This window comes from Vibrio navarrensis, from assembly GCF_015767675.1.
GTDB lineage: Bacteria > Pseudomonadota > Gammaproteobacteria > Enterobacterales > Vibrionaceae > Vibrio.
Map to the genome: position 1 here is coordinate 1,655,187 of NZ_CP065217.1, position 19,390 is coordinate 1,674,576.

Consider the following 19,390-nt stretch of genomic DNA (forward strand, 5'->3'; position numbering starts at 1 on the left):
TTTTAAAATAAGGGGCCAAGTGTTACGTTGGCCGAGTCGGGTTTGCGTTCAATGGGGTCACGGTTGATGGGTTTGCAATACACATTCAAACTCACGGCCTCTTTCGTGAGCTTCAGTAAGCAGTCGTCATAGTGGACATAACTAATATCGTTAGCCTCCAAAAATCGGTCATTCAGGTAATAAGTACCTTCGGGCGTTTTGGCTTCCAGAGTGACATAAAAGTAAAAGCCCTTATCAGTGCTTTTCACGGTATGCCCCGTGTAATAGACGTTCTGAATGTCATACAGCCCGAGCATGCGCTTTATATCATCAAGCCGATTAGATGGACTATTGGCAGCAGAAGAAGCCGGATTGCCGTTCCTATCAGTAGGTACAAAAGAATGAGCCTGAGCGCCCGTTTGAGATACCCCGTTAGCCGAGCCAGTAGCGGAAGCGATAGGGAGCGACGAGGGCGAGTTTTCCACCGTCTCAGAAGAACCAAAAACCAAATTGGATAGTCCATAGATGAAACACCCCATACAGAGCAAACCTAAAACCATAGCGCCCATGATTTTGGGATTGCGAAATAACATGTTCATTGCACCAGAATCACGTGCAATACCCGTTGATGTGGATTTGTAGAGCAAGAACGCCTCAAGCGGGATTTTCTGCTTTGTCAGGTTTGGATCTTTTCCTTTGGGGATGGTCGGCGTTGAGACGTTCTTTTGATGTTTGTAGATGTAAGGTTTTCGTTTCGCCCAGAAATAAGCGTCACGACCTTTGTGGAAAAAGCATTCTTCCGAAGGTGCGCGAATTTCACTTTGAATCTGACCCCAGTCAGGTGAGAGCAAGTGAATATCCCAGTTGTATTTACGGTGACGCTGAAAACCTTCATTGAATGAGAGCGGGTAGATGATGCGGCCTTGTTCGTCGTATTCGGCGCGGCCTCGGTCGTCCACTTCACCTTCATCAAGATTGGTCATATCGGCAGGGGTATAACGAGAGTAAAAAAAGCTTTCGTAATCCGGCGGCAGTTTATCGAGAAACTCAGACAGGGGGCGGTAGCTGATTTTTTCCATCCGAAAGCCGATGTTTTTCGAGAAGATATCTTGGCACTCATCAATGACAATCAACGCCCCAAGCGGACACCAGCAAAAGAAGTGCTGCCAGAGTTCAATCCCTTCTTTGTCACGGCTAAAAATGCGAATGAGGCGGGTAGTTGAGGGAAAGGTGATGCCCATGCGTTTTTCTATCACATCGAGCGGTTGCATCCCTTCAATGTTGGTCACCACAACACGACCAGCCTTGAGCGCTTCATAGATAACAAAGTAGGCAGTGTAGGCGGATTTATAGGAGCCGTTCGCCCCTGTGCGGATAAAGATGGCCATCGTTAGAGCCTCGTCATTCTCAAGACAAACGCCGTCGCTAGGCAGTTAAAATAAATGGATATCGCTTGCGGGATGCGAAACAAGAACGCGTAATAGCGCAGCTCACTTGGGAGCGCGTTAAACGTCGAGGAAATCAGGTCATTAAAGCCAATATCATTAAGCAGATACACCGCCGTATCATAGGCAAATTGCAGCGACATAATGAAGAAGTAGAGCTTTATCTTGACGTACCAAGCATTGAGGTAAACAAAGAACTGATTGAAGTAATCGGGGATAGCCTTAAAGAACTCTATCACCGTGTCACCGATGCTGCTGAGAAACGCCAGAAAGTCGAGTATGTATTGCATTAGTCCTTAGCCCCCATCACCACACGCAGCCCTGCAATCACCGCTACAAAGAGAATCACCGCCGCAATCAGGCCCGAGTTGTCAATCAGGGCGGGAAAGACGGAGGAACCCGCGCGCAGCTTTGCGCCGTTGGCGAATTCAAAATCTAAGAAGTGCTCTCTGTATTCCCCGCTTGAGAGGGAGTCTAGATTCAGGGAAAAGAGTTTTTTGAAGTCATTCACCTTTTCTGTGTATTGCTCTTTGAGGTCTTCCACTTCCTGAGCGAGTTTTTCCACCTCGGATTCCTGATAGAGAGGGGTTTCACCGAAATTAATCAGCGAGTCGTGATTGCCTTTGGTGAGTCCTTTACCGTCGAGCTTATCGGATATACCACCGAGTTTATCGCCCATACCTTCTAAGCTGTCGCCTAGACCGTCGATTTTGGTGCCAACAGAGTCAATTGCACCGACTACCTCAGAATTATCACCGCCTGAGCCATCACCATCACCGCCCGAACCGCCCGACTGTAATTCACCTAGAATACTATCCAGTTTGCTATTGGTATTGCGGAGCTCATAAAGATTGTTTCGAATTTCATAACCAACATTGCGAACGTCATAGATAGAATTCCGAAGACTATACATAGTTTCTCTATTGGTAATAATCTCTCTCGATGTCTGCAACTGAGCATCATGGATAACACTAAGTATCGAATTAGTCATTTCAGAACCGGAACCGGAACCCTCGGCGAGTAACTTGCTCAAGTTTTTGAGCTCAGTATCAATGCTTTGATTAGAGGTATTGATACTCTTTGCGGTGCTCAGTATTTGTGAAACATCGGTATAAGTCAGCTGTGAATATTTGTCGATGTTAGCCGTATTATTGCGGGTAGATGCAGTGGCACTTTCTAGGCCAGACGTATTCTCTTGAAGCTGCTTAATATGAAAATCAATAGAGTTTAATTTGTCAGCCTGAGCAGCGGCGAGCTTTGCTTGCAGCTTAGCTGTTTTCGCATGCAGATAACCGCTTTCAATGTTGTTGGGCATCTCATTAATAACGGAATTAAGATATTGCGCATAAGCAGGATTGGGGGTGCCAGAGCCGCCTTGATTATCGCAAGAGGGGTCTAGTACGCCATCTTTGTAACAGGAGCTATCACCGGAACCATCACCGCTACCGTCACCATCACCAGAGCCGTCACCGGAGCCATCACCATTACCGCCAGCGTTAGGAACGGAGCCGCCAAAAATAAGACTGTCTCCTTGGTCGCAACTCACACCAGTGGAAATAAAAGCACCGACGCACGAGCCATCGCTCGGGAAACACACCGCAACATCATCAAGGCGAAACAAGCAGCCGGTAAGGCATGCTTTCGGGCTATCACCGTAAAGCGTGCCTAACCAAGTTTTAGACGAAAGTTTAAGCCCAATGGTACATGTTGCCGCGTAAGAGAATGAGGTAAACAACGCAGACAGCGACACTAAAAATATAATACTGATACGCATGCATTTACCTCGAAGAAAAACGCCCCCGCTAGGAGGCGTTAATACCTGTATAGAAGCCGTAAACAAAACATCCCGCCATCGATAGGCCAAAGAGAACAGACAAGACGTTTGTGATAAGCTCCGCCATCGTCTTAGCGCATTGCGCCCACAATCATGCGCAGACCAAAGCCCAGCGCCGCAAGACCAATCAGGCCGACCACAACTAAGCCATAGTTGCTTTGACCTGTTGATACTGCCGTAGTGATGGCGCTAGCAACATCACCTTCCGCAAAAGCACTAGAAGCAGTGACAGAAGCAGCAACAGCGATACCGACTTTTTTCATGGTGTTACGTAGTTTCATAGGAATATCTCCAACTGAGTTAAGTAAAAGGGCTAACCGCGCCCAAAGGTTTTGACAATTCGACCCAAGATGTGACCCGAGACCAGCGAGAGCAACAAATACCCGCTGACCGTGGTGTATATCTGTGGGTCAATGGTGACCGAGCCGAGAGACTGATTTTGGATAGCTTCCAGCTCGGAAGGAGTGAGAATTGTGTAAGTGCAATCAAAGCCTTGAGGCGCGAGCATCAAGTAACCGTTGTAAGCAATGACACAATTACTCATGATTTGGTGCCTTACTTAGTGACTATCTTGAAATCGACGACCCAGTTTTTCTGCAAATCGTTTGGATTCAGGCCCAGTTCCAATTCGAGCTCAATCGGGTATTTGCCCTCAAGCTTGCTGAACTCAGCGAACAGAGAGGGGTTGTTATTGCACATGGCAATGGTTTTTTGCATCAGGCCCACGCGGGTACAGGTGCCTTTTTGTGATTGTGTCCAACCGTCATTTTGACCAAGGTAGTTAACGACTGCGTAGTCGTAAGGACGGTCATTGGCCTTGCTCAAGCCTTTGGAATGTTCAAAGCCAAGGACGATAGCGCGAATGGTGTTAGCCATAGGTAATTTCTCCAGATTGTTGTTTGGTATGTATTCCTCGACCGACTGGATAGTTAATTCGGTCGGGTATGTCTGCGGTAGTGAGGCCCTTTGTAAGAACGGCCAATACTTCTTCAGGCTTGTCATAGATAAGCTGAAGGGCGTTGATGAGTTTTCCATACTGAGTCTTTGCGTGTTTAATCGCGTTCTCTAATGAAATGTTAAAGACGAGCTTCACCGTTGGAATACGGATTGGCTCAACCTCTGAAATAAGCTCGGAGAGAGCAGGGTAAGCGCCAGCAAAATAGGGGTCTGGGTCGGTCAATACGTCAAACGGAATGACACGGAAGCGGTTACCCAATTGCACCTCAAAGCGATTCCAATCGGGGTATTCGGTCGAGCGCATCTGTGCGCCTTTGTGGTAAGCACGAAAGACTTTGCCATTTTCACGCGCACCCACATAGAACGTGCGGCCACGGTCAGGCACTAAGCCACACTTGCGGCGGTCGTCCGATGTTGCGCCCGTTCCGCCCATGAATAAACCCCAACCCGGAGGCGTACCGCGTGTAATGAATGCGCCGTCTTGATAGCGGTCAATGATTTCATCGATAGTCACCGCGCCTTGCAAATCATCAAGGGCAATATCAACGCGAGTCAGTTTGGCCGCTGGCATCTGTTTTAAGGCTTTTTGCAGTTGCACCATGTTGACGGCCTCGCAACCCTTACCGGAGAACGAGACATAGAAGCCAAAGTTTTTCGCACCCCAAGCGACTTTACCTGCTTGAGTGCCGTTACACATGAGGTTAGCCGAGTGAGAATAACCGGAATAGCCGCCGCGTCGTTCCAGAGTCCAGAGATTGCCAGGATAGGAAATTTCGTCGTTAAGCAACTCTAGAAACGATTCAATTTCGCCATGACAAAGCGTATCGAGCATATCCACACCAAGGTTAACAATCAGCTCTTCATAACATTGTTGAAAGCTCTTATCGGTGGCAATTTCCAGTTCCGCATGGCACAGCTCGTTTGCCAGTGAATCAAAATACAAATCTCGATTCGCGTAGTTGGTTTCTTTAATGCAGCCAAGGACTTGCGCGAGGTTTTCCGCAAAGTAATTGATTTGAGTGCGTTCACGATGAGCCACGGCGGAGCTGGCTTGAGACTGGAATTCACCCACTTGCGACAGTGCAAAGCGATGCTTGGCCATTTCCTTGCAACGTTCGAGCAGTTGAGGCGTACCGGAGAAAGAGACGTAATCAATAAGTGTTCGAGACATGTTAAAACTCTCCATCCGAATCAAATGCACCGGAATCCCGCAGCGTTTGGTCGTTGTCGTCGGTCACTTCGATAACATCGCGGCCATCGGCGCAGGCAAACGCGTACATTTCGCCGCGAGTGCGGAAGTAATCGGGACGACCATCAATGCAGACGTAATAACCGTCTTCTTCGTGCCAGTAGTAAACAGGAGAGTTGATAAACATGATTACGCGCCCTTGATGCTGTACGAGAGTTGCGCCACAGGCCAACGTGATTTGATTTTGTTGAGCAGTTGTCGAGCCGTGTTTTCTGGCAAGGTCAGCGCGTGAACGTGATGTGTTGTTGTGACAACGTGACCTTTTAAAAAGGACTGCAAATACAAAGACTCAGTGCCAGATGAGAGCAAGATTCTTGCTTTAAGTGGTTCTGGATTGGTGGCATCCATTGCGTAAGCACAGTCAGCGCAACAAGCCGTTGAGAATGGAATAAGCGTGTTATAGCAAAGTGGACAATAACGATGAGGAACGCCGTTAATCAAATTGAGCGTTGAAGCTTGTCCGAGTTTTGCGATTCTAGAGCTGATAGCCATGCCAACCACCTTGAACAGTTGAGAGTGACCGCCAGAGCTCAAAGCGAACGCTTCAAGGGCAAACGCCCGAACTCAGGCGGTCAATACAGTAAATTCTGTGGTGATTTAATACAGAAAACTTTGTACCGTCAATAAAGCAATTTCTGTATTAAACGACTAGAATCAGGTCTAAGAGGAACAAAAAGGAAAGCTAGAAATGTATACAAACAAGCTCATTGATGCCTATAAAGAGCAGATGAACTATGTTCAATACAAGCAAATCGCTCACGACCTAGGCGTAAGCCCTCAAATGATTACAGAAGTGAGAAAAGGAAGAACGTACCTTAGTGAAAATCAGATACTTATGCTTGCTGATGCCGTTGGCGAAGATAAAGAAAAGGCTCTGGTAGGCTTGGCACTCGATAAAGCAAAAACATACGAGGCACAAGAACTTTGGACTAACATTGCAAAAAAGTTTAACGGGCTAGGTTTAACAGGTATTTCAATGGCTTGTGGAGCATTAGCACTAGGTATCAGTGACCCTGTCACTCTGTTATCACAGTGCGCATTATGTATATTATGTTAAATATCCCAGTTTACTTCCTAGGTTCATGAGCAACAATAAATCAATAAGTTACCTTCTCTCACTTTCACTTCACAAAAATCTGTTTTACGTTTACGCTGAGTTCATGAGCTTATGTTCTAGGTTTATTGTTAGGTTCATAAGTCTATTTAACAGTATTCGGATTTACCATAAAATCCATAATATAGAACAAAACAATCTGCGTTTGTTTTGTTCTATATTAAGTTCAAGCGTTTCTGCTAAAGTTCAACGTAGTGGAATGTTTGGATAACACTCTCTAGTTCATGCTTTCTGACAGGTTTTGCGATAAAACTATCCATTCCGGATTCCAAGCAATTCTGACGATCACTTTCTAGAGCGTGTGCTGTTAGTGCGACAATAGGTACTTGGAAGCCGTTGTTTCTAAGTGTTCTTGTAGCTGTTAGTCCGTCCATGACTGGCATCGAGACATCCATAAGTACCATATCTAGTGGCACTTCATCTCGTCCAATAAATTCAATGGCTTCACTACCATTGTTTGCCATGAATACCTTATGTCCTAACTTGGACAGAAGCAGCTTAATGACCATTTGATTAGATTTGGTGTCTTCAACTACGAGTATGTTCAAGCTCTTATTGAATAGATCAGTCTTAGTGACGCTATCACCCTTGGTCCGCCGTAGCTCTTTGACTGGTAAACAGACTAAAAACTCAGATCCTTTGCCAAATTCACTAGAAACTGAAATAGTTCCAGACATTAATTCTACAAGATGCTTGGTAATAGCGAGTCCTAGACCTGTGCCGCCAAACTCACGTGTGATTGAGCTATCTGCCTGTTTAAATGCAACAAATAGTGATGAAATTTTGTCTTCTTCTATACCAATACCGGTATCTCTGACGGCCAATATCAGTTTATTCCTCTCAACAGATAGACGAATATGTATTTCACCGGTTTGAGTAAACTTGACAGCATTGCCCACTAGATTGAATAGAATCTGTGAAATACGTATTGGGTCAAGCCAATAATCATTATGTGGATCAAAGAACAAATTGAAGTGAAAACGGAGCCCTTTGCTTTCTGCAAGTTGCTGTTGCTGTCGCAATACAGAAGTGGCAGTGTCACTTAAATTAATCCATTGTTCTAATAGAGAAAAGTTACCTGATTCGATCTTGGATATATCTAGGATATCACTGATGAGTGCCAACAAGAGCTCTGCGGAGCTTTCCATTTGTTGTACAACTTCGCTTTGGTATTTAGAGATACCGGAATCCTTGAGCAGGTCTAGCATGCCCAATACGGAGTTAAGTGGTGTTCGAAGCTCATGACTCATCATGGCAAGAAACTCGGATTTGGCCTTATTGGCTCGCTCTGATTCTTCTCGCGCCACAGCCAGTTCGTGAGTTCGCGCCTCTACAATACGTTGTAACTTTTCTTTGTGCTCAATATCGATAACAGCGCGTTCAACCAAAGGCAAAAAACGTTTCAGAGTCTCCTTTGACTCAATGCTAAACTGCCCTGGCCTGCTCCCAACGAGTAGAATGACCGACCGGGTCACTTCTGCGTCTATTCCTGTTAACAACACGGAGCCGATGTGAGTTTGAATGAAGCTGTTGATGTTTTTGAATTCATTGGCTTTATAAGGCTCAAACAGCAGGATGCATTCACCGCCTAAAGCGCGGTTGAATTTATCGCCTTCAGACCATGCAATATGAGCAAAAGCGCGATTGGTGGTCAGTAATGTTGAGAATGAGGGTTCTTCGCAGTGGCGAGAAAGTACAACAAAATCATCAAAATCTATGTATTTTTTCAATACGCCTTTTAAGCCAGAAAATATTTCATGGCGATTTTTAGCTTCACTCATGGCGGAAATGGCACTAAGAATGGCTTTGTTCTCTTCTGCCAATCTTTTCTCACGTTCCCTACTTTCTTTTAGTTCAGCCAGCGCTTCTTGTAGCTCTTCTTTGATGAAGGTATTTTTGATTTTATGCGTCATGTGGTGAATGGAAGATGGCCGAGGAGATCATTAAATTGCCATGACCATTTTCTCCGCTTATAAATCTTCCTTGCTCCCCAAAAGTAAAAGGACAAATAAAGGGTTTGCCATTCAGCTCATCGGCTAACTGTGCGAGTACGGTATCAATTTCTTGCCGTATTTGGATCATTGAACCCGCACAGAAGATATTAATTACGCCAATCTTATTGGAGTCTGCTAGCTTTTGCCAAAACGCCGCATTGACGACTCGCGCGGCTCGGCGAATCAGTTGTTCTTTGCAACCTCGCATCAAATAGAGTCTATCGCCTTCATCTATCCTAGAAAACAGCTCAATACCCCCTTGCACTGTCTCGCGAACGGGATGGGAAAGGATAAAATATGGGTGGTCATAAAGATGACCTGCGATGCGCCCTAACGGATACGCGGTTGCCACATCAAATATGACGTTATGTTTTTCATTTTTTTGGAAATGAAGCTCAGTCCACTCTTGATAAACGTTAGCCGCGGGACGATTGTCAATCTCAATCAGTTCTCGCCCTTTAACTTTGGTTGCTTTTCCTGAAATCTCTGTTGGGATATGACCCGCACTAAATCCGGTGTAGATGGATTGAGATGAAAAGAAAACCGTCAAGCTTATCCCATTTTTGCTCGTGCCCTGAGAGGTGAAAATAGACCATGCTCCTTTGATCTGATTATCCGCAGCACTACCACCAATAATGGGTACCAGAGTTCTAAAGTATTGATCTAAAGCTTGAATGATCTCTTCTTCATTACCTGGCGTTGAATGCAGAAGGATGAGACTAGGCACTTCACTCTGTCGATTGGCATGACACAGTGCCATTTCAAGCACGTGTTCGACATTGTACTTAACCGTCTGTGGAAGGTTTGCTTCCACAGAGATTCCCGTGCCATAAGCATTGTTGAAGCCACTGTCAAATATCGCAAAAACACCAACCACTGGACCTGGATGAAAACCATGTTCTGTCATTATAGCTTGACATGAGCTTGAACCATGAAATGGGATGCCAGGAAACTGAGTCTTAAATGCGTGTTGCAACTTATCGCAACAATACTCTTCTGTATAATAGCAAATGAGCATTGCAAGATGTTTGTTATTGATTTTCATGCGAAACTCGCTAATCGCTTTCGTTTCATCAAGCTCATGGCTAAACACAGTTTGGCAGCGCATTTTCTAATTTATGATTTTGTAAATTGACTTCCTTTATACCACCACTTCCTTTCATTGCTAAGAGTGATCCGCATTTTGGGATTAAAATTTCGCGTGTTATGTCAGATTTATCTATATATAACCTTTGCAACAGTGATGTCTTTATCCCGGATGTAGAAAGTGACAGGATAGGTTTGTACGCTTAGAAGAATACTTTCTTCATCACGAGTGATAGAATAGTGTTTTTGATTTAAATCAATTTTCAAAGTCCCGTTTTTGGGCAGTTGAATGCGTATGCCATCATTTTCTCGTCTTATTTCTAACTTTTCTTGAGAAATTGTTAATTCACATGGTTGGTTTTGTGAACAATCCAACATTTGTAGTGACTCATATTTCAATGTACGCCAGATAAATGCGATGACTAATACTGTCAGGATGAGCAATATTTGTGCGAGCCTTGCCTTTGTTAACTTTTGCGCCGCCATTTTTACCGTTTTCCTTGTTACAAACTTCAAAGTTTTTAAATAAAAGAGCAATTCCTGAGCGTCAGTAAGGTTACTACTCTGTCATTGATTTGTTAATTCAAGTATAGTTACAGGCTGAAAATGCCACTTTTCTTTAAAGTCGGCAAGGGAAATAACGTCATGAAATGACTTAGTTTCTTGAGCTGGTTTGGGTGGTGTTACGACGCAAGTCGTGTTGGAAGTAAAGTGTAGTTAATTAGAAATTGGAAGCATGCAAATGAGCCAAGAAAAGCAGCTTGAACAAAACTACAACTATACAGTCGTTCGCCAGTTTACCCTAGTGACCATTCTATGGGGTATTGTTGGTATGGCTGTTGGTGTTTTGATTGCCGCTCAGTTAGTATGGCCACAGCTTAACTTTGATACGCCGTGGTTGACGTACAGTCGTTTACGTCCATTGCATACTAACGCGGTAATTTTCGCGTTTGGTACTAGCGCCCTGTTCGCAACATCCTATTATGTTGTACAGCGCACCTGTCAAACTCGTCTCTTCGGTGGACCTTTGGTTGCCTTTACCTTCTGGGGTTGGCAGGCGATAATCCTTTCTGCAGCGATTACTCTGCCACTCGGTCTAACATCGGGTAAAGAGTATGCTGAGTTAGAATGGCCTATCGATATCGCGATCGCGGCGGTATGGGTTTCTTATGCTGTGGTGTTCTTTGGAACATTAATCAAACGTAAGACCTCTCATATTTACGTGGCAAACTGGTTCTTTGGAGCCTTTATTATCACTGTTGCCGTTCTGCACATTGTGAACAGTATGGCGATTCCTGTCTCTTTGACTAAATCATATTCGATTTATTCTGGCGCAGTGGATGCTATGGTGCAGTGGTGGTATGGCCACAACGCGGTAGGTTTCCTACTTACAGCTGGCTTCTTAGGTATGATGTACTACTTCGTTCCTAAACAAGCTGAACGTCCTGTTTATTCTTACCGTTTGTCTATCGTTCACTTTTGGGCGCTCGTTTCTCTTTACATCTGGGCTGGTCCTCACCACTTGCACTACACTGCTCTACCAGACTGGACTCAGTCTTTGGGCATGGTGATGTCGCTTGTGTTATTTGCTCCGTCTTGGGGTGGTATGATTAACGGTATCATGACACTTTCTGGTGCATGGCATAAGCTACGTTACGATCCTATCCTGCGTTTCTTGATTGTCTCTCTTTCCTTCTATGGTATGTCTACCTTTGAAGGTCCGATGATGTCGATTAAGACTGTCAACGCGCTATCACACTACACAGACTGGACCATCGGTCACGTTCACTCTGGTGCGTTGGGCTGGGTTGCCATGGTTTCTATCGGTTCTGTTTACCACTTGATCCCACGTTTGTTTGGTCAAGAACGTATGTACTCTGTTGGTCTGATCAACGTTCACTTCTGGTTAGCGACAATTGGTACTGTTCTGTACATCGTAGCGATGTGGATATCTGGCGTAATGCAAGGTCTGATGTGGCGTGCCGTGAACTCTGATGGTACGTTGACTTACAGTTTCGTCGAATCTGTATCTGCGTCTTACCCATTCTACTTTGTACGTTTCCTAGGTGGTTTCATCTTCCTAACTGGTATGTTCTTGATGGCCTACAATACGTACAAAACTGTCAGTGCACCAAAACATAGCTTGAAAGCTATTCCACAACCGGCATAAGGAGATTGCAGAATGAGTTCAAATTCTAATAATCGCCACGAAATCATTGAACGTAATGTCGGTTTGTTGGCTATTTTTATCGTTTTTGCAATTAGCTGGGGAGCACTTGTTGAAATCACCCCACTGATATTCCAAAAACAAACCACAGAGCCCGTAGAAAATCTACGCGCTTACTCTGCCCTAGAGATGGAAGGTCGTGATATTTACATCCGTGAAGGGTGTAACGTATGTCATAGCCAGATGGTTCGTCCTTTCCGCTCTGAAACAGAACGCTATGGTCACTACTCTGTCGCTGGCGAGAGTGTGTGGGAGCATCCATTCCTATGGGGCTCTAAGCGCACTGGTCCAGATTTGGCCCGCGTAGGTGGTCGTTATTCGGACGAATGGCACCGTGTCCACTTACTTGACCCTCGTGAACTGGTACCTGAATCAAATATGCCGGGTTTCCCTTGGCTAGCTGAGAATGTACTGGATGGCAAATTGACTCAGAAGAAGCTGGAGTTGTTCCGCAATCAATTCGGTGTGCCATACACTGATGAGCAAATCGCCAACGCTGGCAAAGATGTTGAAGGAAAAACGGAGATGGACGCTGTCATCGCTTACCTTCAGTCTTTGGGTCATGCAATGAAATAAGGGGGTTGTTATGGATTTCGGTACAATACACAGTATTTATACTGTCGTACTTTTTGTCAGTTTTATTGGTATCGTCGTCTGGGCTTACAGCAAAAAACGTAAGGCCAGTTTTGATGAGGCAGCCAATTTAGTATTTGCTGATGAAGAGAAATCTAGCCCTAATCAACAAGGAGTTACGAAGTAATGACTACATTCTGGAGTCTCTGGATTATCGTGATTACTGTCGGTACGCTTGTGGGCTGTGCTGTACTTCTTTTCTGGTGCGCCAAAGATAAAATGGGCGTCGAAGAAGGTGCAGATATGGGCCACGAGTACGATGGTATTCGGGAGCTGAACAATCCGCTACCAAAGTGGTGGACTTATCTTTTCATCAGTACGTTTGTTTTTGCTGCTGTGTACTTGACGCTGTTCCCTGGTTTGGGAAGTTTCAAAGGTGTACTTGGATGGCAGAGTTCAGACCAAACAGTTCGTACGGTTGCTGAGTACAAAGAAGCCATCGCGTCAGCACAACAAAACAAGCAGCTAAACCAGTATGCAAAAGAGCTTGACGACGCAAATACCTATTTTGGTGAAGCGTTCCGTAGTCTTGCGTACAACGGCAGCGCTTTGCGTTCTATCCCTGAAATTGCAGCAAATGATGAAGCAACCAAAGTTGGTCAACGTTTGTTCCTGCAAAACTGTTCGCAGTGTCATGGTTCAGATGCGCGTGGCCAAAAAGGTTTCCCTAACCTAACTGACAACGCGTGGTTGTACGGTGGTGAGCCTCAAGCCATCGTTACAACTATCATGCATGGCCGTGTTGGTCAGATGCCAGGTTGGAAAGACGCACTGGGTGAGCAAGGGGTTCAGGAAGTCGTTAGCTACGTTCTGAGCTTATCGGGTCGCACGGTAAATGCTCGCGAAGCCGAAGCAGGTAAATCTCGTTTTGTCGTTTGTGCAGCATGTCATGGTACCGATGGAAAAGGTAACCCTGCTGTTGGTGCACCAGATTTGACAGACAAAGACTGGCTATTTGGTGATTCGCGCGCAGATGTAACAGAAACAGTCATGAATGGCCGTTCTGGCGTAATGCCAGCCTGGAAAGATATTCTGGGTGAAGACAAAGTTCAACTGGTTGCTGCTTACGTTTGGAGCCTGAGCAACACCGAAAATAATAAGTAACATTTCAATAACAGCCCCTTCTTCAGGGGCTGTCTTTCCTTTAAATTAAAGCCCTTACGTTTCATTTTGTTGTTGAGAACTTTTTTATGGTAAAGCCTTGGTATAAACAATTCTGGCCGTGGTTCCTGATCATTTTACCACTTACGGTAGTGACGTGGACGATAGCGACTGTCATCGTCTTCTCTCAGAACTCTGTTTCGCTTGTCGCGGAGGATTACTATAAAAAAGGCAAAGGGATCAACGTTGATATCAGCAAGATTAAAGTAGCCAAAGAGCTCGGCCTCAATGCGATTGTCGCTTCAGATGATACTGCGGTCACTATTGTATTTGATAAAGGAAGCTTAGCCCATTTCCCCGCTCTCACTGCGACCTTCACTCATCGCACTTTACCGGATCGTGATTTCACTAAGCTATTAACCGCTGATGCGAAAGGTGTCTATCGTCTGGTTCTGGAGAACCACATTGAAGGACCATGGTTCGTTGAGCTTCAGCCTCATGACCAGAAATGGCTGATTCAAGGTCGTGTCACGTTCCCCTCTCCCTCTACAGTTTTAATGAATTAGCACTATGACAAAATCCTGTTATCACTGTGGTGAAGATGTACCAGCCAACACGGATTTCAAAGTGGAGATATTGGGCGATGTTCGTTCAATGTGCTGCCCAGGTTGTGAAACCGTTGCACAAACAATCGTCGATAATGGCTTAGTCTCTTACTACCAATATCGAACTGCACAGGCAGAAAAGGTCGAGTTAGTCCCTGAGCAGCTCAAAGCGTTAGTGCATTACGACAACGAGGAAGTCCAGTCGGAGTTTGTTCGTAATAGCAACAATTACTGCGAGGTGATGCTATCACTGGAAGGCGTATCTTGCGCTGCATGTGCTTGGTTAATTGAAAAGCAAGTTAATTCCCAGCAAGGGGTTTTGTCTATAAAAGTAAATACCACGACAAACCGAGCTTTACTTTCTTGGGATAAATCAAAGACTAAACTCAGTGAACTGCTATCTGGAATTCATCAATTAGGCTACAAAGCCGCTCCTTTTGAAGCGGACAAACAAGAAGCGGCCTATCACGCAACCATGAAGCAATACCTCTATCGTCTAGGTATTGCTGGCCTTGCGACTATGCAGGTGATGATGCTGGCGGTCGCGCTCTATCTTGAGGTTTTTGGTGATCTTGAACCTGAGTTCAAAAATTATTTCCGCTGGGTGAGCTTAATTTTTGCCACTCCGGTCCTTCTTTACTCTGCACTGCCATTTTATCTTAATGCTTGGCGAAGCATTAAAGGCCGAACACTCGGGATGGATGTGCCTGTGTCGATAGCGCTCATCTTTGCTTATTGTGCAAGCTTAGTCGCTACCGTCACAGAGCAAGGTGAAGTCTTTTTTGAATCTATCTCCATGTTTACCTTTTTTCTTTTGGTAGGACGTTTTCTCGAGATGAGAGCCCGGAGAAAGGCCGCCGCAGCCAGTGGGAATCTGCTCAAGCTGATCCCCGCAATTGCCACTACCCTAGAAGGCAAACAGATCCCGGTAAAAAGTTTGAAAATTGGCGATCAAATCCGTGTTTTGCCCGGCGAGCATATCCCTGCCGATGGTAAAGTGGTGGAAGGGCGTGTGCATGTTGACGAGTCTATGCTAACGGGAGAATCGATCCATGTTGTTAAACAGATGGGTGATCTTGTCTACGCTGGTACGCTCAATGGCGATGAATCTTTTGTGTTGGAGGTTGCCTGCTCTAAAGCGGACTCGGTAATTTCAAATATCGTTCGACTTCAAGATGAGGCACAGCATTCTAAACCGAAAATCGCCGAAATTGCCGATGTCGTTGCACGTTATTTTGTCGGTGTCATTTTGCTCATTTCAGCGGCAACCTGGCTCTACTGGCACCAAACTAAGCCGGAAGATGCGTTTTGGATTATGTTATCTGTGCTTGTGGCGACCTGCCCTTGCGCCCTTTCGCTCGCCACGCCGACAGCCTTGACTTGTGCGACCTCACGCATGGGCAATTTTGGCATCTTGCTGCGCAAAGGCCACGTGTTTGAAACTCTATGTAAAATCAATCATCTGGTGATAGATAAAACGGGCACCTTGACCAAAGGTGATATCGAGATACAGCGCACGGAAACCTTTGCCGAATGGCCAGAAACACAATGTCTCGCGATTGCGAGCAGTTTAGAATACTACGCTAACCACCCGATTGCTCGCGCTTTTTCTAGATACGCAGACTCAGCCGTTCAAGCCGTCGATGCAACCAACGTCATTGGCTCAGGTATTTGTGGTTATTGGAGCGGCGAAGAAGTGAAAATTGGTAGCAGTAGATATGTACTAGACAGTGAGCAGTCGGAAAGTCATGCGGTATATCTTTCTATTGCTGGCAAACACGCCGCCACATTTTTTTATCACGATCCAATTCGTAAAGAGAGCAGAGAGTTTTTGCAAAAGTTTGCTGAGGCAGGAATAAAAACAACACTGCTCACCGGTGACTCTCTTGCCAATGCAACGCCTGTTGCTAGCGCGATGGGCATTGAACACGTGATAGCTTCTGCCAAACCCGAAGATAAGCTCGCCTATTTGCAAAGCTTGGATGCCTCAGACATAACCATGATGGTTGGCGATGGTATAAACGATGCGCCTACTTTAGCCGGTGCTCATCTTTCGGTCGCAATGGGTAGCGGTACCGACGTTGCTAAAGCATCAGCAGATATGACGTTGCTTGGTGATCGGCTCGATAAATTACTCGAAGCTCGAGAGCTCGCTTTGCGCACAAGGAAAATCATCCGAGAAAATCTGGCTTGGTCTCTAGGCTATAACCTGTTAATTTTACCGCTAGCGGTTGCTGGCTTGGTTGCCCCCTACATCGCCGTTGTTGGCATGTCGGCAAGCTCTATCATCGTTGTCTCTAATTCGCTCAGACTGCTCAAAGAGCAAGGTAAGTAATATGGAAAGCTTGTACATTCTCATTCCGATTGCCATTGTTTTGGTTTGTGTTGCCGTCGCGATCTTCTTGTGGGCAGTCAAAAGCGAACAATTTGAAGATCTTGAGCGTCAAGGAACAAACATACTATTTGATGACGAGCAAGAATCTCAGCAACAAAGCGAGAAAAAGTAGGCTATGAATGGTGATTACCTTGGCGCGCTGATGATCGGGTTAGCGGGCGCTGGTCATTGTTTGGGAATGTGTGGTGGGATTGCCTCATTGCTCAATCTAGGCAGTCAAAATCCTTCTCCAAAGTTGAACACGCTTTTCTATAATTTAGGGCGTTTATTGAGTTATGGGCTGTTTGGCGCCATTGTCGGGGGGACCATTTCTTCTCTCAGTGATATGGCTGGACTCAATCAATCGCTAGCATGGTTGCGCTTATTGGCCGCCCTATTCATGATTCTGGTTGCCCTTTATATCGCGAAGTGGTGGAACGGACTTCTCTTCGTGGAGAAACTTGGGCAACTGCTTTGGCGTTTTATTAAGCCGATGACTCAACATTTCATGCCGATCCGCCACCCTTTACAAGCGATCCCTTTTGGTTTTCTATGGGGATGGTTGCCGTGTGGCTTAGTTTACTCAGCCCTCACTTGGTCCGCGCTCTCTGGCAGTGCTTTAAACGGTGCTTTGATGATGCTGGCATTTGGTTTGGGCACCCTGCCGGCGATGTTACTGGTTGGAATCGGTGCGGAGTATTTCGCTCGGATTCAAAAATCATCGATATTCAGACACACTTCAGCCACAATTCTAGTCCTATATGGACTCTATACCGGATTTGGCGCAGCAACGATGCTTGGTCTTGCCCGTTAACTCACATTGAGCAAACGCTTTTTTACTACCCTTTAGTATTCACCAGTGCTAAAATATTGACATATATCAAATAGTGAAAGGTTGTTATGATTTCTGAAAAACCTGCGACAAAGCGTATCCAGTCCGGTGGGTGCGCGATTCATTGTCAAGATTGTAGTATCAGCCAACTCTGTATTCCATTTACATTGAATGAAGCTGAATTGGATCAACTTGATCAGATTATCGAGCGAAAAAAACCGATCCAAAAAGGCCAAGAGCTCTTTAAAGCGGGTGATGTGTTACGCTCTCTCTACGCGATTCGCTCGGGTACGATCAAAAGCTACACCATCACTGAGCAAGGCGATGAGCAGATTACAGCCTTCCATCTTGCCGGTGACTTAGTTGGATTTGATGCGATTACCGACGACGCTCATCCTAGTTTCGCCCAAGCCCTCGAAACATCGATGGTTTGCGAGATTCCATACGAAATTCTCGATGACCTTTCAGGAAAAATGCCAAAGTTGCGCCAGCAGATCATGCGTCTCATGAGCAATGAGATCAAAGGCGACCAAGAAATGATTCTGCTGTTGTCGAAGAAAAATGCAGAAGAACGTTTGGCGGCATTTCTTTACAACCTTTCAACTCGTTTCTCTCAACGTGGATTCAGCCCTCGCGAGTTCCGTTTAACCATGACACGTGGTGACATTGGTAATTACCTTGGCTTGACTGTTGAGACCATTAGCCGTCTTCTCGGACGATTTCAAAAATCTGAAATACTCAGTGTTAAGGGTAAATATATTACTATCCTTGATCACAGTGCATTAATGGAACTGGCTGGCGTCTCTAACGGCTAATCCGTTTTTAATGATGTAGCTCAGAGATGAGCTGCATCATAATTTTATGTAAAACCTTTCTAAACTCCTAATATTTCTCTCTTTTCTAAGCTACAGTTACTTATATGGTTCTCCAACATGAGCGTGCTTAGATATGAGTATTTACAGTAAAATCCTTGTGGTTGCCGACATTAACAAAGATGAACAACCTGCACTGGCGCGAGCTGTACAATTAGCCAGAAAGAGTGTCTCGAAGAGTCATGTTACTTTCTTTCTATCCATCTACGATTTCTCCTATGACATGACATCAATGCTGTCTTTAGATGAGCGTGATGCGATGCGCCGCGGTGTTATCTATCAACGCGAACAGTGGATGAGAAAAATTGCAGAGCCATATGTTGATGAATCGATGACCTTTGATATCAAGGTGGTTTGGCATAATCGCCCTTATGAGGCCATCATCGCCGAAGTGTTTTCAGGCAGTCATGACATCGTAATTAAAGGGACGCGTAAACACGATGTCCTTGAGTCGGTCATCTTCACACCAACTGATTGGCATTTGTTACGTAAGTGCCCTGTTCCTGTACTCTTGATTAAAAACGCCGATTGGCCAGAGCAAGCGAATATCATCGCATCAGTCAACGTGGGCTCGGATAACTCGACACATATCGAACTGAATAACATTATGGTTGAGCGGTTGTTGGAAATCTCATCCAGACTGGATGCACAAGCGTATTTGGTTAATGCTTATCCAGTAACACCTGCCAATATTACCATTGAGTTACCAGAGTTTGACCCGACGACCTATACCGATGCGGTACGTGGCCATCATCTCACGTCCATGAAGGCATTGAGGCAGCAATATGGGATAGATGAAGAGCACACCATCGTTGAGCAGGGGTTGCCAGAAGATATCATCCCCGCGTCGGCAGACAAGTTGAATGCTGCTATGGTGATTTTGGGGACAACTGGGCGAACCGGACTCTCAGCGGTCTTTATCGGAAATACCGCTGAACACGTGATTGATAAGATTAACTGTGATGTGTTGGCGCTTAAACCGAAAGGTTATGTCAGCCCGCTCGACCCCAACATCGCTTCCTAAGCCGATAAAAATCCCAGGCGTCTCTTCTGGGATTTTTTCTTGTCGGCACTGGCATCTTGCAAAT

Annotated in this window: 23 protein-coding genes; 11 read left to right on the plus strand and 12 right to left on the minus strand. The window is 45.4% G+C overall.

Features of this window, described 5'->3' with window-relative positions:
* Nucleotides 1-2 precede the first annotated feature (2 nt).
* From I3X05_RS07555 to I3X05_RS07595, 9 genes are all read right to left on the minus strand, one after another.
* Nucleotides 3-1,367 carry a zonular occludens toxin domain-containing protein gene (locus I3X05_RS07555; RefSeq protein WP_337971117.1) on the minus strand — a complete coding sequence of 455 codons (1,365 nt, stop codon included), beginning with the start codon at nucleotides 1,365-1,367 and terminating at the stop codon, nucleotides 3-5.
* A gap of 2 nt (nucleotides 1,368-1,369) precedes the next feature.
* Nucleotides 1,370-1,714 carry a DUF2523 family protein gene (locus tag I3X05_RS07560; RefSeq protein ID WP_193157973.1) on the minus strand — a complete coding sequence of 115 codons (345 nt, stop codon included), beginning with the start codon at nucleotides 1,712-1,714 and terminating at the stop codon, nucleotides 1,370-1,372.
* Nucleotides 1,714-3,198 carry a hypothetical protein gene (locus I3X05_RS07565; RefSeq protein WP_337971118.1) on the minus strand — a complete coding sequence of 495 codons (1,485 nt, stop codon included), beginning with the start codon at nucleotides 3,196-3,198 and terminating at the stop codon, nucleotides 1,714-1,716. The genes I3X05_RS07560 and I3X05_RS07565 overlap by 1 nt, the downstream gene beginning before the upstream one ends.
* Nucleotides 3,199-3,329: 131 nt before the next feature.
* Nucleotides 3,330-3,539: a hypothetical protein gene (locus tag I3X05_RS07570; RefSeq protein WP_193157975.1), complete on the minus strand. Its 210-nt coding sequence runs from the start codon at nucleotides 3,537-3,539 to the stop codon at nucleotides 3,330-3,332.
* 32 nt (nucleotides 3,540-3,571) lie between these two features.
* The gene (locus I3X05_RS07575) at nucleotides 3,572-3,802 is read right to left on the minus strand and encodes a hypothetical protein (protein ID WP_337971119.1); all 231 of its coding nucleotides are present in this window, start codon (nucleotides 3,800-3,802) and stop codon (nucleotides 3,572-3,574) included.
* An 11-nt stretch (nucleotides 3,803-3,813) separates the two neighbouring features.
* The gene (locus tag I3X05_RS07580) at nucleotides 3,814-4,134 is read right to left on the minus strand and encodes a hypothetical protein (RefSeq protein ID WP_193157977.1); all 321 of its coding nucleotides are present in this window, start codon (nucleotides 4,132-4,134) and stop codon (nucleotides 3,814-3,816) included.
* Nucleotides 4,127-5,386 carry a replication initiation factor domain-containing protein gene (locus I3X05_RS07585; RefSeq protein ID WP_337971120.1) on the minus strand — a complete coding sequence of 420 codons (1,260 nt, stop codon included), beginning with the start codon at nucleotides 5,384-5,386 and terminating at the stop codon, nucleotides 4,127-4,129. The genes I3X05_RS07580 and I3X05_RS07585 overlap by 8 nt, the downstream gene beginning before the upstream one ends.
* Nucleotide 5,387: 1 nt before the next feature.
* Nucleotides 5,388-5,591, minus strand: coding sequence for a hypothetical protein (locus I3X05_RS07590; RefSeq protein ID WP_193157979.1), 204 nt, complete (start codon nucleotides 5,589-5,591; stop codon nucleotides 5,388-5,390).
* Between the two features lie 2 nt (nucleotides 5,592-5,593).
* Nucleotides 5,594-5,956, minus strand: a complete 363-nt coding sequence (locus tag I3X05_RS07595) for a hypothetical protein (protein WP_337971121.1) — start codon at nucleotides 5,954-5,956, stop codon at nucleotides 5,594-5,596.
* A gap of 196 nt (nucleotides 5,957-6,152) precedes the next feature.
* On the opposite strand from I3X05_RS07595, the gene I3X05_RS07600 reads away from it, so the two are divergent.
* Nucleotides 6,153-6,521, plus strand: a complete 369-nt coding sequence (locus I3X05_RS07600; protein WP_337971122.1) for a DUF3693 domain-containing protein — start codon at nucleotides 6,153-6,155, stop codon at nucleotides 6,519-6,521.
* A gap of 236 nt (nucleotides 6,522-6,757) precedes the next feature.
* Here I3X05_RS07600 and I3X05_RS07605 read toward each other — a convergent pair whose 3' ends face one another.
* The 3 genes from I3X05_RS07605 to I3X05_RS07615 all read right to left on the minus strand — a co-directional run bounded on the left by I3X05_RS07605 (nucleotide 6,758) and on the right by I3X05_RS07615 (nucleotide 10,144).
* Nucleotides 6,758-8,491, minus strand: a complete 1,734-nt coding sequence (locus tag I3X05_RS07605) for an ATP-binding protein (RefSeq protein WP_045570341.1) — start codon at nucleotides 8,489-8,491, stop codon at nucleotides 6,758-6,760.
* Nucleotides 8,481-9,680 carry an FIST signal transduction protein gene (locus I3X05_RS07610; RefSeq protein WP_045570340.1) on the minus strand — a complete coding sequence of 400 codons (1,200 nt, stop codon included), beginning with the start codon at nucleotides 9,678-9,680 and terminating at the stop codon, nucleotides 8,481-8,483. Before I3X05_RS07610 ends, I3X05_RS07605 begins: the two co-directional genes overlap by 11 nt.
* A gap of 107 nt (nucleotides 9,681-9,787) precedes the next feature.
* Nucleotides 9,788-10,144 carry a hypothetical protein gene (locus I3X05_RS07615; RefSeq protein ID WP_045570339.1) on the minus strand — a complete coding sequence of 119 codons (357 nt, stop codon included), beginning with the start codon at nucleotides 10,142-10,144 and terminating at the stop codon, nucleotides 9,788-9,790.
* A gap of 256 nt (nucleotides 10,145-10,400) precedes the next feature.
* Here I3X05_RS07615 and ccoN point away from each other — a divergent pair, with 256 nt between their 5' ends.
* The 10 genes from ccoN (at nucleotide 10,401) to uspE (ending at nucleotide 19,326) form a co-directional block, all read left to right on the plus strand.
* The gene (gene ccoN / locus I3X05_RS07620) at nucleotides 10,401-11,828 is read left to right on the plus strand and encodes a cytochrome-c oxidase, cbb3-type subunit I (RefSeq protein ID WP_039443257.1); all 1,428 of its coding nucleotides are present in this window, start codon (nucleotides 10,401-10,403) and stop codon (nucleotides 11,826-11,828) included.
* Between the two features lie 12 nt (nucleotides 11,829-11,840).
* Entirely contained in the window at nucleotides 11,841-12,461 is a 621-nt protein-coding gene (gene ccoO / locus I3X05_RS07625) for a cytochrome-c oxidase, cbb3-type subunit II (protein ID WP_039426409.1), read from the plus strand.
* Nucleotides 12,462-12,471: 10 nt separating this feature from the next.
* A complete protein-coding gene (locus I3X05_RS07630) occupies nucleotides 12,472-12,645 on the plus strand; it encodes a CcoQ/FixQ family Cbb3-type cytochrome c oxidase assembly chaperone (RefSeq protein ID WP_039426412.1) in 174 nt (57 codons plus the stop codon).
* A complete protein-coding gene (gene ccoP / locus I3X05_RS07635) occupies nucleotides 12,645-13,622 on the plus strand; it encodes a cytochrome-c oxidase, cbb3-type subunit III (protein ID WP_045570338.1) in 978 nt (325 codons plus the stop codon). The genes I3X05_RS07630 and ccoP overlap by 1 nt, the downstream gene beginning before the upstream one ends.
* A gap of 86 nt (nucleotides 13,623-13,708) precedes the next feature.
* Nucleotides 13,709-14,185, plus strand: a complete 477-nt coding sequence (locus tag I3X05_RS07640; protein WP_045570337.1) for a FixH family protein — start codon at nucleotides 13,709-13,711, stop codon at nucleotides 14,183-14,185.
* Between the two features lie 4 nt (nucleotides 14,186-14,189).
* Nucleotides 14,190-16,559 (plus strand): heavy metal translocating P-type ATPase, encoded by a 2,370-nt coding sequence (locus tag I3X05_RS07645; protein ID WP_045570336.1) that lies wholly within the window; start codon nucleotides 14,190-14,192, stop codon nucleotides 16,557-16,559.
* 1 nt (nucleotide 16,560) lies between these two features.
* On the plus strand, nucleotides 16,561-16,731 hold the full coding sequence (gene ccoS, locus I3X05_RS07650; protein WP_045570335.1) for a cbb3-type cytochrome oxidase assembly protein CcoS: 171 nt from the start codon (nucleotides 16,561-16,563) through the stop codon (nucleotides 16,729-16,731).
* Nucleotides 16,732-16,734: 3 nt separating this feature from the next.
* Nucleotides 16,735-17,412 (plus strand): sulfite exporter TauE/SafE family protein, encoded by a 678-nt coding sequence (locus I3X05_RS07655; RefSeq protein ID WP_045570334.1) that lies wholly within the window; start codon nucleotides 16,735-16,737, stop codon nucleotides 17,410-17,412.
* Nucleotides 17,413-17,498: 86 nt separating this feature from the next.
* On the plus strand, nucleotides 17,499-18,245 hold the full coding sequence (locus tag I3X05_RS07660; RefSeq protein WP_045570333.1) for an FNR family transcription factor: 747 nt from the start codon (nucleotides 17,499-17,501) through the stop codon (nucleotides 18,243-18,245).
* 133 nt (nucleotides 18,246-18,378) lie between these two features.
* Nucleotides 18,379-19,326: a universal stress protein UspE gene (gene uspE / locus I3X05_RS07665; protein WP_045570332.1), complete on the plus strand. Its 948-nt coding sequence runs from the start codon at nucleotides 18,379-18,381 to the stop codon at nucleotides 19,324-19,326.
* The last annotated feature ends 64 nt before the right edge of the window (nucleotides 19,327-19,390 follow it).

What these genes read in the sequence shown, in the direction of transcription:
- ccoO (WP_039426409.1), top strand. Translation starts at nt 11,841, where the DNA reads ATGAGTTCAAATTCTAATAATCGCCACGAAATCATTGAACGTAATGTC.
- I3X05_RS07570 (WP_193157975.1), bottom strand. Translation starts at nt 3,539, where the DNA reads ATGAAACTACGTAACACCATGAAAAAAGTCGGTATCGCTGTTGCTGCT.
- I3X05_RS07615 (WP_045570339.1), bottom strand. Translation starts at nt 10,144, where the DNA reads ATGGCGGCGCAAAAGTTAACAAAGGCAAGGCTCGCACAAATATTGCTC.
- uspE (WP_045570332.1), top strand. Translation starts at nt 18,379, where the DNA reads ATGAGTATTTACAGTAAAATCCTTGTGGTTGCCGACATTAACAAAGAT.
- I3X05_RS07565 (WP_337971118.1), bottom strand. Translation starts at nt 3,198, where the DNA reads ATGCGTATCAGTATTATATTTTTAGTGTCGCTGTCTGCGTTGTTTACC.
- I3X05_RS07645 (WP_045570336.1), top strand. Translation starts at nt 14,190, where the DNA reads ATGACAAAATCCTGTTATCACTGTGGTGAAGATGTACCAGCCAACACG.
- I3X05_RS07640 (WP_045570337.1), top strand. Translation starts at nt 13,709, where the DNA reads ATGGTAAAGCCTTGGTATAAACAATTCTGGCCGTGGTTCCTGATCATT.
- I3X05_RS07655 (WP_045570334.1), top strand. Translation starts at nt 16,735, where the DNA reads ATGAATGGTGATTACCTTGGCGCGCTGATGATCGGGTTAGCGGGCGCT.
- I3X05_RS07605 (WP_045570341.1), bottom strand. Translation starts at nt 8,491, where the DNA reads ATGACGCATAAAATCAAAAATACCTTCATCAAAGAAGAGCTACAAGAA.
- ccoS (WP_045570335.1), top strand. Translation starts at nt 16,561, where the DNA reads ATGGAAAGCTTGTACATTCTCATTCCGATTGCCATTGTTTTGGTTTGT.
- I3X05_RS07590 (WP_193157979.1), bottom strand. Translation starts at nt 5,591, where the DNA reads ATGTTTATCAACTCTCCTGTTTACTACTGGCACGAAGAAGACGGTTAT.
- I3X05_RS07585 (WP_337971120.1), bottom strand. Translation starts at nt 5,386, where the DNA reads ATGTCTCGAACACTTATTGATTACGTCTCTTTCTCCGGTACGCCTCAA.
- I3X05_RS07610 (WP_045570340.1), bottom strand. Translation starts at nt 9,680, where the DNA reads ATGCGCTGCCAAACTGTGTTTAGCCATGAGCTTGATGAAACGAAAGCG.
- I3X05_RS07575 (WP_337971119.1), bottom strand. Translation starts at nt 3,802, where the DNA reads ATGAGTAATTGTGTCATTGCTTACAACGGTTACTTGATGCTCGCGCCT.
- I3X05_RS07560 (WP_193157973.1), bottom strand. Translation starts at nt 1,714, where the DNA reads ATGCAATACATACTCGACTTTCTGGCGTTTCTCAGCAGCATCGGTGAC.
- I3X05_RS07660 (WP_045570333.1), top strand. Translation starts at nt 17,499, where the DNA reads ATGATTTCTGAAAAACCTGCGACAAAGCGTATCCAGTCCGGTGGGTGC.
- I3X05_RS07630 (WP_039426412.1), top strand. Translation starts at nt 12,472, where the DNA reads ATGGATTTCGGTACAATACACAGTATTTATACTGTCGTACTTTTTGTC.
- I3X05_RS07580 (WP_193157977.1), bottom strand. Translation starts at nt 4,134, where the DNA reads ATGGCTAACACCATTCGCGCTATCGTCCTTGGCTTTGAACATTCCAAA.
- I3X05_RS07555 (WP_337971117.1), bottom strand. Translation starts at nt 1,367, where the DNA reads ATGGCCATCTTTATCCGCACAGGGGCGAACGGCTCCTATAAATCCGCC.
- ccoP (WP_045570338.1), top strand. Translation starts at nt 12,645, where the DNA reads ATGACTACATTCTGGAGTCTCTGGATTATCGTGATTACTGTCGGTACG.
- ccoN (WP_039443257.1), top strand. Translation starts at nt 10,401, where the DNA reads ATGAGCCAAGAAAAGCAGCTTGAACAAAACTACAACTATACAGTCGTT.
- I3X05_RS07600 (WP_337971122.1), top strand. Translation starts at nt 6,153, where the DNA reads ATGTATACAAACAAGCTCATTGATGCCTATAAAGAGCAGATGAACTAT.
- I3X05_RS07595 (WP_337971121.1), bottom strand. Translation starts at nt 5,956, where the DNA reads ATGGCTATCAGCTCTAGAATCGCAAAACTCGGACAAGCTTCAACGCTC.